The organism is Streptomyces sp. V3I8, assembly GCF_030817535.1.
In the GTDB taxonomy this organism is placed as follows: domain Bacteria; phylum Actinomycetota; class Actinomycetes; order Streptomycetales; family Streptomycetaceae; genus Streptomyces.
Genome location: NZ_JAUSZL010000002.1, coordinates 3361843 through 3374905 on the forward strand (window position 1 = coordinate 3361843; position 13063 = coordinate 3374905).

A 13063-nucleotide genomic window follows, 5' to 3' on the forward strand; every position below is an offset into this window, starting at 1 on the left:
CGGGGGCCATCGCCTCAAGTACGGCGCGCTTCGCCGGTCCGGCGGGTCGGTCCGGCGCGTCGGTCCGACGGCTCGTCGGTCCGACGGCTCGTCGGTCCGACGGCTCGTCGGTCCGGTGCTCCGTCAGCCCAGGGACAGGAGGATCGCCAGGAGGACGGCTCCGGCCGCCGCGGGGGCCATGACCTCGTACGCCCACCGCACCGAGACCTCGCCCTGGGCGCGCGGATCCCCGGCCCTGGCCTCCAGCAGCTCGCGCAGCTCGTCGATGATCTGGTCACCCTGGGCGCGTACGGGGCCCTCGGGGACCGGTGCGGGGTGGGGGGACCGGCCGCGGCGGGTGCCCGGCGCGTCCGCCCTGGCCTCCTTGCGGGCCGCCCGCTTACGGGCCCGCAGGGACACCGGCACGGCCCACACCTGGTACTTGGTGCCGGCCTTGTCGAACACCTCGTTGGAGTAGCCGGACCGGAACGCCTCGACCGTCCCCCAGGGCATCGTGATCACCCGGAAGGGGTTACGGATGCGCATCCGCCGCTCGTTGGCGTGGACGGCGGGGCGGAGGGTGAAGGCGGAGACCAGCGGGACCAGCACGAGCAGCGTGGCCAGGGACACCCAGGGGGTCCGGCCCTCGCCCGTGACCAGGGCGTCGATGCCGAGCCAGCCGGCGATCGCCAGCAGCAGTACGCCGCCGGCGACGCCGGAGGGGGACCGGTAGGCGCGGTCCTTGTACTGGGGGTCCGGGGTGTCCGGGGAGGGGGGCTGGTGGTCCGGGGTCGTCATGGTGGCGATTCTGCCCGAACCGGGTGGCCGGGCCGCGCCGCGGGGCCCCACCGGGGGCGCGGGGAACTGCGTGCCCGGCCTCCGCGGGTCCGCGGGCCCGCGGACCCGCGGGCGGAATTCGTTGTGGTCCGCGGCGCCGTGCGGGCCGGGCGCGCAGTTCCCCGCACCCCTGAAGGAGCACCCCGACCGGATTCGTCGTCAGGTGCGGCCACGTGAGGGCCGGGCGCGCGGTTCCCCGCGCCTCTGAAGGGGCGCCCCGACCGGATTCGTCGTCAGGTGCGGCCACGTGTGGGCCGAGCGCGCAGTTCCCCGCGCCCCTGGCGGGGCAGGCCAGGGGGCCACGCGCCGCGGCCGCCGGAGGCGAACCCCGGGGGTGTACAGCCGCTACGCGCGTAGATATGCTCGGGTGGTGACCATGCCCACCACTGCATCCTCCGCAGCCCACGCACTCACGGACGTGACCGCGTCAGACGGCTCGTTGCGCCGGTTCCTCCACGGGCTGCCCGGCGTCGACACGGTCGGTCTGGAGGCGCGTGCCGCCTCGCTCGGTACGCGTTCGATCAAGACGACCGCGAAGGCGTACGCCATCGACCTCGCGATCTCGATGGTCGACCTGACGACGCTCGAAGGCGCGGACACCCCCGGCAAGGTCCGGGCGCTCGGCGCGAAGGCCGTCCACCCGGACCCCACGGACCGTACGGCCCCCACGACCGCCGCCGTCTGCGTCTACCCCGACATGGTGGCCACCGCGAAGGCGGCCGTCGCCGGCTCCGGTGTGCTGGTCGCCTCGGTCGCGACCGCCTTCCCGGCCGGCCGCGCCGCGCTCGACGTGAAGCTGGCCGACGTGCGGGACGCCGTCGCCGCGGGCGCCGACGAGATCGACATGGTCATCGACCGCGGGGCGTTCCTGTCGGGCCGGTACCTGAAGGTGTACGACGAGATCGTCGCCGTGAAGGAGGCCTCGGGCGCCGCCCGCCTGAAGGTCATCTTCGAGACCGGCGAGCTGTCGACGTACGACAACATCCGGCGCGCGAGCTGGCTCGGCATGCTGGCGGGCGCGGACTTCATCAAGACCTCGACGGGCAAGGTCGCCGTCAACGCGACGCCCGCGAACACCCTCCTGATGCTGGAGGCCGTCCGCGACTTCCGCGCGCAGACCGGGGTCCAGGTCGGCGTGAAGCCCGCCGGCGGCATCCGCACCACGAAGGACGCCGTCAAGTTCCTGGTGCTGGTCAACGAGACCGCGGGCGCGGACTGGCTGACCAACCACTGGTTCCGCTTCGGCGCGTCCTCGCTCCTCAACGACCTGCTGATGCAGCGTCAGAAGCTGGCCACCGGCCGCTACTCCGGCCCCGACTACGTGACGGTGGACTGATCCACATGGCTTCCGCATTCGAATACGCACCGGCGCCCGAGTCCCGCTCCGTCGTCGACATCGCCCCGTCGTACGGGCTCTTCATCGACGGCGAGTTCACCGAGGCCGCCGACGGCAGGGTCTTCAAGACGGTCAGCCCGAGCACCGAGGAGGTCCTGTCCGAGGTCGCCCGGGCGGGCGCCGAGGACGTCGACCGCGCGGTGGGCGCCGCCCGCAGGGCCTTCGTGAAGTGGTCCGCGCTGCCCGGCTCCGAGCGCGCCAAGTACCTCTTCCGCATCGCCCGCATCATCCAGGAACGCAGCCGCGAACTGGCCGTCCTGGAGACCCTGGACAACGGCAAGCCCATCAAGGAGACGAGGGACGCCGACCTCCCCCTGGTGGCCGCGCACTTCTTCTACTACGCGGGCTGGGCGGACAAGCTCGGCCACGCCGGCTTCGGGACGGACCCGCGCCCGCTGGGCGTCGCCGGCCAGGTCATCCCCTGGAACTTCCCGCTGCTCATGCTGGCGTGGAAGATCGCCCCGGCGCTCGCGACCGGCAACACGGTCGTCCTGAAGCCCGCCGAGACCACTCCCCTGTCGGCCCTGTTCTTCGCGGACATCTGCCGCCAGGCGGGCCTTCCCCGGGGTGTCGTCAACATCCTTCCCGGTTACGGCGACACGGGCGCGGCGCTCGTCGCGCACCCGGACGTGAACAAGGTGGCCTTCACCGGCTCCACCGCCGTCGGCAAGGCCATCGCGCGCCAGGTCGCGGGCACGAGGAAGAAGGTCACGCTCGAACTGGGCGGCAAGGGCGCGAACATCGTCTTCGACGACGCCCCGATCGACCAGGCCGTCGAGGGCATCGTCACGGGCATCTTCTTCAACCAGGGCCAGGTCTGCTGCGCCGGCTCCCGGCTCCTGGTCCAGGAGTCGATCCACGACGAGCTGCTGGACTCCCTGAAGCGCAGGCTCTCGACCCTGCGCCTGGGCGACCCGCTCGACAAGAACACCGACATCGGCGCGATCAACTCCGCCGAGCAGCTCGCGCGCATCGGCTCGCTCGTCGAGCAGGGCGAGGCCGAGGGCGCCGAGCGCTGGTCCCCGGCCTGCGAACTGCCCTCCGCGGGCTACTGGTTCGCCCCGACGCTCTTCACGAACGTCACCCAGGCACACACCGTCGCCCGCGACGAGATCTTCGGCCCGGTCCTGTCCGTCCTCACCTTCCGCACCCCGGACGAGGCGGTCGCGAAGGCCAACAACACCCAGTACGGCCTCTCCGCGGGCATCTGGACCGAGAAGGGTTCCCGGATCCTGGCGGTCGCGAACAAGCTGCGCGCGGGCGTCGTCTGGTCCAACACGTTCAACAAGTTCGATCCGACCTCGCCGTTCGGCGGCTACAAGGAATCGGGTCACGGCCGCGAGGGCGGCCGCCACGGCCTGGAGGCTTACCTCGATGTCTGACAAGCCGAAGAAGCCGCACAAGGGCGAGAAGGACGACAGGGGCGAGAGCGGCGGGAACCGGCGCCTGAGCGTCCTCAAGACCTACAAGCTGTACGTCGGCGGGAAGTTCCCGCGTTCCGAGAGCGGCCGGGTGTACGAGGTGACCGACTCCAAGGGCACATGGCTGGCCAACGCGCCGCGCGCGAGCCGCAAGGACGCCCGTGACGCGGTCGTCGCCGCCCGCAAGGCGTTCGGCGGCTGGTCCGGCGCGACCGCGTACAACCGCGGCCAGGTCCTCTACCGCGTCGCGGAGATGCTGGAGGGCCGCAGGGGCCAGTTCGTCCACGAGGTGGCCGACGCCGAGGGCCTGTCGCGGGCGCAGGCCGCCGAGCAGGTCGACGCCACGATCGACCGCTGGGTCTGGTACGCGGGCTGGACCGACAAGATCGCCCAGGTGGTGGGCGGCGGCAACCCGGTGGCGGGCCCGTTCTTCAACCTCTCGACCCCCGAGCCGACGGGCGTGGTGGCGGTCCTCGCCCCCCAGGAGTCGTCCTTCCTCGGGCTGGTCTCGGTCGTCGCTCCGGTGATCGCCACCGGCAACACGGCGGTCGTGATCGCGAGCGAGCGGTCCCCGCTGCCCGCGCTGTCGCTGGGCGAGGTGCTGGCCACCTCCGACCTGCCGGGCGGCGTGGTCAACATCCTGACCGGCGGGACGGCGGAGATCGCGGCCCCGCTCGCCGCCCACCAGGACGTCAACGCGATCGACCTGGCCGGTGCCGGCGAGGCACTCGCGAAGGAGCTGGAGGTCGCGGCCGCGGACAACCTCAAGCGGGTTCTGCGTCCACAGCCTGTGGACCACTTCGCCACGCCGGGCACCGAGCGCCTCACGGCCTTCCTGGAGACGAAGACGGTCTGGCACCCGACCGGCGCGCTGGGCGTGTCCGGCTCGTCGTACTAGACCCGCCGGACCCGCCGGACCGGCGCCGCACGAAGGCGGTCCGGTCCACCAGGACGGGAGAGCCGCGCTTCCCCACCGTCCGGGGGAGGCGCGGCTCTCTCTCGCGGCGTACGTCCGCAGCCCGTACGCCGGTCCGCCCGTACGGGTCAGTTGGCCAGCAGGCCCGTCGCCTGGCCCACCACCGGGACGGCGCCCAGCGACTGGGCCTGCGCGACCGGCGCCGTCAGCATGGTCGTCGCCAGCGGCGGGAAGTCGGCCACCTGCGTGCCGAGCCCGTTGTCGAGCGGGTCGACACCCGTGCCCGCCAGCGGGTTGGGCTTCAGCCCCGCGACCGGCCCGGTCATGTATCCGACGGCCCCGGTCGCGGACCGCAGTCCGGCCTGCGGGTCGATGTTGCCCAGCGAGGTCGGACGGGTGTGGACCGAGCCCAGCACGGGGTCCGTGTCCGCGGCGGCCGAGGCCGCGCCCGCGCCCACCGCGATCCCCGCGGTCGTGAGGGCCAGCACGGCGCGCCGGACGGTCGGATTCTGGGAGGCCTGGTGTCGTGCCATGGCTGCTGCCGCCTTCTGGTGCGTTCTGACGCGCCGTGGCGCGTAAAGTAATCAGGTCGACACGTAGGGTAGTTGGTGTGTGACGCGCACTCCAAAGACGACCCGCGGGCTCGGCCGGGAGCGGATGATGCCGCACACTGGTGTCTCGTGAGTTCCCATCTCCCGAATTCCGCGGCAACCGCGCGCGTCGTCCTGCTGTGCGGCCCCTCCGGCTCCGGCAAGTCCCTCCTCGCGGCCCGCTCCGGCCTTCCGGTGCTGCGGCTCGACGACTTCTACAAGGAGGGCGACGACCCGACGCTGCCGCAGGTGGCGGAGAGTGCGGACATCGACTGGGACCATCCGCTGTCCTGGGACGCGGACGCCGCCGTCGCGGCGATAGCGCAGCTGTGCGGGACGGGACGTACGAGTGTTCCCGTGTACGACATCTCGCTGAGCGCGCGGACCGGGTCCGAGACCGTCGACTTCGCAGGGGCGCCGGTCTTCATCGCCGAGGGCATCTTCGCGGCGGAGATCGTGGAGCGGTGCCGGGAGGCGGGGCTGCTGGCCGACGCGCTGTGTCTCAGCCGGGGGGCCGTGACCACGTTCCGGCGGCGGTTCCTGCGGGATCTGCGCGAGGGCCGCAAGTCCGTGCCGTTCCTGCTCCGGCGGGGGTGGCGGCTGATGCGCGACGAGCGGTCGATCGTCTCCCGGCAGACGGGGCTCGGCGCGTACGCGTGCGACCGGGACGAGGCGCTGGGGCGGCTCGAGGCCGCCGCCACCGGGCGCTCGGCGCCGGAGGTCGTGGACCGGCTGCGGGTGCGTGGGGGCTGAGCGCGCAGTTCCCCGCACCCCTGCAGGGGCGCTCGCACAAGACGCCCGCGGACGACCGCGGACGACCGCGGACAAAAAAGAGCGACGGGGCCGGCCGGACCCCCCGGTCCGTCCTGCCCCGCCGCTCCTCGTGCACCCCCGTGGTCCCCCCGGACCCCGTCGGTCTCCCCCGGTACCGCAACCCCCGGGCCGCCCGCCGCCTCCCCCGAAGTGACGGACCGCCCCCTGCCGTTCGCCGCCTCCCCCGAAGCGACGAACTTCTCCTGCAGTCGTCCGCCCCCTCCCCCCGGAGTGCGCGGACTTCCCCGTTGCGTCCGCCGCCTCCCCCGAAGCGGTGGACTCCCCCTACCGCCCGCCACCTCCCCCGAAGTGACGGACACCTCCCCCACAGCCTTCAGGCGACGAGCTCCCCGAAGGACTCCTCCTCGTCACGGCCGAAGCTGAGGACGTCGTCCTCGCGCAGCCGGCGGAGCGACCGCCAGATGCTCGACTTCACCGTGCCGACACTGATGTCGAGGATCTCCGCGATCTCCGGGTCGGTGCGGCCCTCGTAGTAGCGCAGGACCAGCATCGTGCGCTGGAGTTCGGGCAGCCGGGCGAGCGCCTGCCACAGGACCGCGCGCAGCTCGGTGCCGCGCATCGCGTCCGTGTCGCCGGCCGTCTCCGGCAGCTCCTCGGTCGGGTACTCGTTCAGCTTGCGGCGGCGCCACGCGCTGATGTGCAGGTTGGTCATGGTGCGGCGGAGGTAGCCCCCGACCGCGGCCTTGTCGCTGATGCGGTCCCACGCCCGGTACGTCGAGAAGAGGGCGCTCTGCAGCAGGTCCTCGGCCTCGAAGCGGTCGCCGGTCAGGTGGTAGGCGGTTGCGTACAGGGAGGCGCGGCGCTCCTGGACGTAGGTGGTGAACTCCACCTCCGACGCCGAACGGCGCTCCCCCGTGCCCTCCCCGTACGCTGCCCCCGTTCCCCCGTGGGCGGCCCCCGTGCCGCTTCCCCCCGCATGTGCGTCAACCACCGTCATGTACGACCCGGTGTGCTGACGCCCGGTGCCGCGAGCGCACCCCCGCCCGCTCACGGCACCGGACTTCTCGGTGCTCCTCGTGACGTCGTGGAGCCGCGTGACAACTGCGCCAGTACTGGTGCTGTGCAGCGTGTTCATCTCGCGCCCCCCGTCGTGGAGTTCCGGTCGTCCGGTACTTGCTGTGGTGCTTCCCTGCCTGTGACGAAGAGCTTGCCGGGGCCACTTCATGACGGTGTCCGCCGACTGTCACAGGCCTGTCACAGGGGCCGGGCGGGCCCCGGACCCGGCGGCTCACGGGCAGGTCACGGGGCGGTCACCGGCCCATCACCGGCCGATCACGCAGAAGCGTCGCACGGCTACGCATCCGGCACACCCGGCACGCGCCCGGCCCCCACTCGTACGCGGGACATGTGTGGGAGCGCTCCAACAGTCGATACCCGCCCACGTCATGGGACAGAATGACATCCGTGCCTTCCCTGTTGCTGATCGAGGACGACGACGCCATCCGGACGGCCCTGGAGCTCTCTTTGACGCGCCAGGGTCACCGGGTGGCCACCGCTGCCACCGGCGAGGACGGTCTGAAGCTGTTGCGCGAGCAGCGGCCCGATCTGATCGTGCTCGACGTGATGCTGCCAGGCATCGACGGATTCGAGGTGTGCCGGCGCATCCGGCGGACGGACCAGTTGCCGATCATCCTGCTGACCGCGCGCAGCGACGACATCGACGTCGTGGTCGGGCTGGAGTCCGGCGCCGACGACTACGTGGTGAAACCCGTGCAGGGACGGGTGCTGGACGCCCGGATCCGGGCCGTGCTGCGGCGCGGCGAGCGCGAGGCGAACGACTCGGCGACGTTCGGTTCGCTGGTGATCGACCGCGCCGCGATGACCGTGACGAAGAACGGCGAGGACCTGCAGCTCACCCCCACCGAGCTGCGGCTGCTCCTGGAGCTGAGCCGGCGGCCCGGACAGGCCCTGTCGCGGCAGCAGTTGCTGCGGCTGGTGTGGGAGCACGACTACCTCGGCGACTCGCGGCTCGTCGACGCGTGCGTGCAGCGGCTGCGCGCGAAGGTGGAGGACGTGCCGTCCTCGCCGACCCTGATCCGTACCGTGCGCGGCGTCGGCTACCGGCTGGACAACCCTCAGTGACCGAACCGCAGGACAAGCTCCACGGCTGGGCCGCCGCCCGCCGTACGGTCATGGCGGGAATCCGTTTCACCAGTCTGCGGTTGCGCCTGGTCGTGGTGTTCGGGCTGGTCGCGCTGACCGCCGCCGTGTCGGCGTCCGGGATCGCGTACTGGCTCAACCGCGAGGCCGTCCTCACCCGTACCCAGGACGCGGTGCTCGGCGACTTCCAGCAGGCGATGCAGACCCGTGCCAGCACGTTGCGGCAGCACCCCTCGCAGGGCGAACTGCAGCGCGCCGCCGGGCAGATGGCGAACAGCAGCCAGCGCTTCAGCGTGCTGCTGATCGCCGAGGACGAGAACGGCAGGACCGTCCGCGGCAACTCCGACCTGGACACCTTCACGCTGGAGGACGTACCGCGTTCCCTCCAGAAGGCGGTGAACAGGGAACAGAAGATCTCCTCGAACAACAAGTACGCCTACCACCTGTACTGGCAGCGCACCGTGCAGGGCGACAAGCCGTACCTGGTGGGCGGCGCGAAGGTGATCGGCGGCGGGCCGACCGGATACATGCTCAAGTCGCTGGAACCGGAGGCCAAGGACCTCAACTCGCTGGCCTGGTCGCTGGGGATCGCCACCGGGCTCGCGCTGATCGGCTCGGCGCTGCTCGCGCAGGCCGCCGCGACGACCGTGCTGAAGCCGGTGCACCGCCTCGGCACCGCGGCGCGACGGCTCGGCGAGGGCAAGCTCGACACCCGGCTGCGGGTGTCGGGCACCGACGAACTGGCCGACCTGTCACGGACGTTCAACCGGACGGCGGAGTCGCTGGAGAAACGCGTCGCCGACATGAGCGCCCGTGACGAGGCCTCCCGGCGGTTCGTCGCCGACATGTCGCACGAACTGCGGACACCGCTGACCGCGATCACCGCGGTGACCGAGGTGCTGGAGGAGGAGCTCGACGCCGAGACCGGCAGCGTCGACCCGATGATCGAACCCGCCGTACGGCTCGTCGTCAGCGAGACCCGGCGGCTGAACAACCTCGTGGAGAACCTGATGGAGGTCACCCGCTTCGACGCGGGCACCGCCCGGCTCGTCTCCGACACCGTCGACATCGCGGACCAGATCACCGCGTGCATCGACGCGCGCGCCTGGCTGGACGCGGTGGAACTGGACGCCCCGCGCGGCATCATGGCGCACATCGACCCGCGCCGCCTGGACGTCATCCTGGCGAACCTGATCGGCAACGCCCTCAAGCACGGCGGCTCCCCGGTGCGGGTGCGCGTGCGCGCGGAGGGCGCCGACCTGGTGATCGAGGTGCAGGACCACGGCCCCGGCATCCCCGAGGACGTCCTGCCGCACGTCTTCGACCGCTTCTACAAGGCGAGCGCCTCCCGGCCGCGCTCGGAGGGCAGCGGGCTCGGCCTGTCCATCGCCCGGGAGAACGCCCACATCCACGGCGGCGAGATCACGGCCGCGAACTCGCCCGGGGGCGGCGCGGTCTTCACCCTGCGGCTGCCGCTCGACGCCTCCGAGCCCAAGGACCCGGAAGACCCGGAGGATCCGCAGGACGCGGGGAGCCCGGGGGCCGGGGACACGGGCCGCGCCGGAACCGGCAGCGGTGCCGACCGCACCGAGGGAGGCGTCTGATGTCCGAACGGAACACGTGGGGCACGTGGCGCACCTGGGGCATACGCGTGGCGCGCGCGGCCCGGCTGGCGCTCGCCGTGCCGCTCGTCGCCGTGGCGCTGGGCGGCTGCGGCATCCGGGCGACGGAGGTGCCGACCGACTTCGGCCCCGCGCCGTCCCGCGTGCCGTGCGCGCTGACCGGCCCCGACATCGGTACGCAGTCCTCGCGCGGCATCCTCGTCCAGGTCTTCCTCGTCTGCTCCTCGCAGCTCGCGCCGGTCGACCGGACCGTACGCATCGGGGCCGGGCCCCCGGACACGGACCGGGTGCGTGCCGCACAGGCGCTCCTCGACGAACTCGCCGCGCCCCCGTCGGAGGCCGAGGAGCAGGCGAACTACACGACGGCCGTCCCGAAGGGCCTGACGGTGACCGGTCCGCGGCCCGCCGACCCGGGTGACACGCTGCGCCTGAGCACGGCGCCCCCGGAGCTGGCCCCGTACGCCCTGACACAGGTCATCTGCACCTTCAGCGACTCCGAGGCCGCCTCCGACGACGGCACGGTGACCCTCGGCGGCCCCGGCACGGACGCGCCGCGGCGTTACGAGTGCACGGAAGCCCTGCGCACCCGGCCGGGCACCGAGACGCCGCCGTCGACGCGGACCGACGGGGCCTGACCCCCTTCCCGGGGCCTCGGCCGCGGCCCGTCTGTGGCGCACGCCTCACCCGTGCGGACCAAGCGCCGCCGTCACACGGAACCGATCCTGCCGGTGCCCGCGTCTTGGGGATCGTGCAGCGTCAAGGCTCTAACGGCGGAACCGCCGTGATCCGCGTCCGTGCGGCGGGAGGTCTCCTCCTCGTCGCACATCTCGCGCTTGTCGCCTGGGTCACGCTGCGGCCCCTGGACGTGCCCTGGGTGAGCGCCGCGAACCTGCGTCCGTTCGCCGGCATCAGGGCCGATCTGGCGATGGGCCCCGAGGCGGCGGCCCGTGCCATCGGCAAGGGGCTGCTGCTGCTCGCCCCGCTCGGAGTACTGCTGCCGATGGCCGGCGGCCGGCTCTTCGTCTCCCCGCTGCTGTCCCTGCTGCGGACGGTCGCCGCCGGTGCGCTGCTGTCGATGGGCATCGAGCTGCTGCAGACCGGGGTGCCCGGCCAGGTCGTGGACGTCGACTCGCTGCTGCTGAACACCGTGGGCGTGGTGCTGGCGCACCTCGCCTTCGTGCCGGCCGCCCGGGCCGCGCTGCGCCGCCGGGCCGAGACGCGGAACAGGGCGGCCGCACTGCGCAGGCGAGAGGCCGCGGAGGAGTCGGCTCAGGGTCTGACCCCGACGATTCCCAGGGTCGGGATCGCTCCGTAGGGCGACGCCCGCACCACCTTCGTGTCCGTAGCGTGGATGTCGTACGGGGCGGTCTCACCGAAAGCCCCGACCCACCGACGACGCTCACGAAGGAGACGCGAATGAACCGCCTCGCCCGCCCCACCGACGGCCGGATGCTCGGCGGAGTGTGTGCAGCGCTGGCCCGGCGCTTCGGCACCTCCGCGACCACGATGCGGGTGATCTTCCTGGTGTCCTGCCTGCTGCCGGGCCCGCAGTTCCTGCTCTACATAGCGCTGTGGATCCTCTTCCCCTCGGAGGGCAAGGCGGCCCGCACGGCCTGGTGACCCGCGTGCTCGTGAGTGACGGCGAGCACGCCGACGGGGCGCACCCGAGCGGGGGTGCGCCCCATCGGCGCGTACGGGAACCACGGGGGCCGGGGTCAGCCCAGCGGGATGCCGTTCACGGGGAGGCCCTGGGTGGGCAGGCCCTGGAGGGGCAGGCCGCCGAGCAGACCGGCGACGGGCGCGGTCGGGCCCTGGGCGAGGAGGTCCGTGACGACCGGCTGGGCGGCGGTGACAGCAGTGCCGAGCGCCCGCTGGCCGTTGGCGACCCCTTCGCCGCCGCCGGGCAGCTTGTCGGTGAGCCCGTCCACCGGCAGCGCACTGGTGGCGGCGCCGAGCGCCGGGGCGGCGTCCGGAACCGCGGGGGCGGCGTTGGCGGCACCGGCACCGGCGGCGGCGAAGGCGGCACCGAGAGCGGCGACACCGAGGGTCTTGGCAGCAGACTGCTTCATCTTCGTCCTTGCATGCTGTGACGGGGATTTCGGGCGGTCCGAAACGGTAATCACGTACGGGCGCGCCCCGCAAACATCGAAAAGCGGCCGGGTCGTCACCACCCGGCCGCTCCCCGTCCTTCTCCCTCAGCTCTCTTCGCGCACAGAACCGCTGGTGGAAGCGGTCTGCTGGAACAGCCATTCGGACTTCAGCTCGGCATAACCGGGCTTGACCACGTCATTGATCATGGCCAGTCGTTCATCGAAAGGAATGAATGCTGATTTCATCGCATTGACTGTGAACCACTGCATGTCGTCGAGCGAATAACCGAACGCGTCGACAAGGTGCTCGAATTCCCGGCTCATGCTCGTGCCGGACATCAGACGGTTGTCGGTGTTCACGGTCGCCCGGAAGTGCAGCCGCCGCAGCAGCCCGATGGGGTGCTCGGCGTACGAGTCGGCGGCGCCCGTCTGCAGGTTGGAACTGGGGCACAGCTCCAGGGGAATCCGCTTGTCCCGTACGTACGAGGCCAGGCGGCCCAGTTCCACGGAACCGTCCTCCCGCACCTGGATGTCGTCGATGATGCGCACGCCGTGGCCCAGCCGGTCGGCGCCGCACCACTGCAGCGCCTGCCAGATGGAGGGGAGCCCGAAGGCCTCGCCCGCGTGGATCGTGAAGTGGTTGTTCTCCCGCTTCAGGTACTCGAAGGCGTCCAGGTGACGGGTGGGCGGGAACCCGGCCTCGGCGCCCGCGATGTCGAAGCCGACGACGCCCAGGTCCCGGTAGGTGTTGGCGAGTTCGGCGATCTCCAGGGAGCGGGCCGCGTGCCGCATGGCGGTGAGCAGGGCGCCGACGCGGATCCGGTGACCGTTCTCGCGGGCCCGCCGCTCGCCCTCCCGGAAGCCCTCGTTGACGGCCTCGACGACCTCTTCGAGGGTGAGCCCGGCTTCGAGGTGCTGCTCGGGCGCGTACCGCACCTCCGCGTAGACGACGCCGTCCTCGGCGAGGTCCTCGGCACACTCGGCGGCGACGCGGACCAGCGCGTCACGGGTCTGCATGACGGCGCAGGTGTGCGCGAAGGTCTCCAGGTACCGCTCCAGGGAACCGGAGTCGGCGGCCTCCCGGAACCAGAGGCCGAGTTTGCCGGCGTCCGTCTCCGGAAGATCCGGGTAGCCCGCGTCCCGGGCGAGGTCGACGACCGTCCCGGGGCGCAGCCCTCCGTCGAGGTGGTCGTGCAGCAGGACCTTCGGCGCCCGGCGGATCTGCTCCGAGCTCGGGGTGTTCTTGGTCTGGCTCGTCATCTCCGCACTGTAACGCCT

At 72.2% G+C, this 13063-nt stretch carries 14 protein-coding genes; 9 read left to right on the top strand and 5 right to left on the bottom strand.

The annotated features are described in order from the left end of the window. Positions 1–123: 123 nt before the first annotated feature. The gene (locus QFZ75_RS14645; RefSeq protein WP_307537159.1) at positions 124–777 is read right to left on the bottom strand and encodes a PH domain-containing protein; all 654 of its coding nucleotides are present in this window, start codon (positions 775–777) and stop codon (positions 124–126) included. Positions 778–1192: 415 nt separating this feature from the next. Between QFZ75_RS14645 and deoC the strand changes: the two genes are divergently transcribed. The 3 genes from deoC to QFZ75_RS14660 are packed head-to-tail and all read left to right on the top strand — an operon-like array spanning position 1193 to position 4531. Next, positions 1193–2152: a deoxyribose-phosphate aldolase gene (gene deoC, locus QFZ75_RS14650; protein ID WP_307537160.1), complete on the top strand. Its 960-nt coding sequence runs from the start codon at positions 1193–1195 to the stop codon at positions 2150–2152. A 5-nt stretch (positions 2153–2157) separates the two neighbouring features. Continuing rightward, a complete protein-coding gene (locus QFZ75_RS14655) occupies positions 2158–3594 on the top strand; it encodes an aldehyde dehydrogenase family protein (protein WP_307537162.1) in 1437 nt (478 codons plus the stop codon). Then, positions 3587–4531 (top strand): aldehyde dehydrogenase, encoded by a 945-nt coding sequence (locus tag QFZ75_RS14660; RefSeq protein ID WP_307537164.1) that lies wholly within the window; start codon positions 3587–3589, stop codon positions 4529–4531. The genes QFZ75_RS14655 and QFZ75_RS14660 overlap by 8 nt, the downstream gene beginning before the upstream one ends. A gap of 146 nt (positions 4532–4677) precedes the next feature. Here QFZ75_RS14660 and QFZ75_RS14665 read toward each other — a convergent pair whose 3' ends face one another. Next, positions 4678–5082 carry a hypothetical protein gene (locus QFZ75_RS14665; RefSeq protein ID WP_307537166.1) on the bottom strand — a complete coding sequence of 135 codons (405 nt, stop codon included), beginning with the start codon at positions 5080–5082 and terminating at the stop codon, positions 4678–4680. 147 nt (positions 5083–5229) lie between these two features. On the opposite strand from QFZ75_RS14665, the gene QFZ75_RS14670 reads away from it, so the two are divergent. Beyond that, on the top strand, positions 5230–5892 hold the full coding sequence (locus tag QFZ75_RS14670) for a uridine kinase (protein ID WP_307537168.1): 663 nt from the start codon (positions 5230–5232) through the stop codon (positions 5890–5892). 394 nt (positions 5893–6286) lie between these two features. Here QFZ75_RS14670 and QFZ75_RS14675 read toward each other — a convergent pair whose 3' ends face one another. Then, entirely contained in the window at positions 6287–7048 is a 762-nt protein-coding gene (locus QFZ75_RS14675; RefSeq protein ID WP_307537170.1) for a SigE family RNA polymerase sigma factor, read from the bottom strand. A 329-nt stretch (positions 7049–7377) separates the two neighbouring features. Between QFZ75_RS14675 and afsQ1 the strand changes: the two genes are divergently transcribed. The 5 genes from afsQ1 to QFZ75_RS14700 all read left to right on the top strand — a co-directional run bounded on the left by afsQ1 (position 7378) and on the right by QFZ75_RS14700 (position 11315). Further along, complete coding sequence (afsQ1, locus tag QFZ75_RS14680; protein WP_099505496.1) at positions 7378–8055, top strand: two-component system response regulator AfsQ1; 678 nt, start codon at positions 7378–7380, stop codon at positions 8053–8055. A 50-nt stretch (positions 8056–8105) separates the two neighbouring features. After that, positions 8106–9677, top strand: a complete 1572-nt coding sequence (locus QFZ75_RS14685) for a sensor histidine kinase (RefSeq protein ID WP_373466043.1) — start codon at positions 8106–8108, stop codon at positions 9675–9677. Then, the gene (locus QFZ75_RS14690) at positions 9677–10330 is read left to right on the top strand and encodes a hypothetical protein (protein WP_307537175.1); all 654 of its coding nucleotides are present in this window, start codon (positions 9677–9679) and stop codon (positions 10328–10330) included. The genes QFZ75_RS14685 and QFZ75_RS14690 overlap by 1 nt, the downstream gene beginning before the upstream one ends. A gap of 113 nt (positions 10331–10443) precedes the next feature. Continuing rightward, on the top strand, positions 10444–11010 hold the full coding sequence (locus tag QFZ75_RS14695) for a VanZ family protein (protein WP_307537177.1): 567 nt from the start codon (positions 10444–10446) through the stop codon (positions 11008–11010). 101 nt (positions 11011–11111) lie between these two features. Further along, the gene (locus QFZ75_RS14700) at positions 11112–11315 is read left to right on the top strand and encodes a PspC domain-containing protein (protein ID WP_307537179.1); all 204 of its coding nucleotides are present in this window, start codon (positions 11112–11114) and stop codon (positions 11313–11315) included. Positions 11316–11410: 95 nt separating this feature from the next. Here QFZ75_RS14700 and QFZ75_RS14705 read toward each other — a convergent pair whose 3' ends face one another. After that, complete coding sequence (locus QFZ75_RS14705) at positions 11411–11764, bottom strand: ATP-binding protein (protein WP_307537180.1); 354 nt, start codon at positions 11762–11764, stop codon at positions 11411–11413. 126 nt (positions 11765–11890) lie between these two features. Further along, positions 11891–13045, bottom strand: coding sequence for an adenosine deaminase (locus QFZ75_RS14710; RefSeq protein ID WP_307537182.1), 1155 nt, complete (start codon positions 13043–13045; stop codon positions 11891–11893). Between the last annotated feature and the right edge of the window lie 18 nt (positions 13046–13063).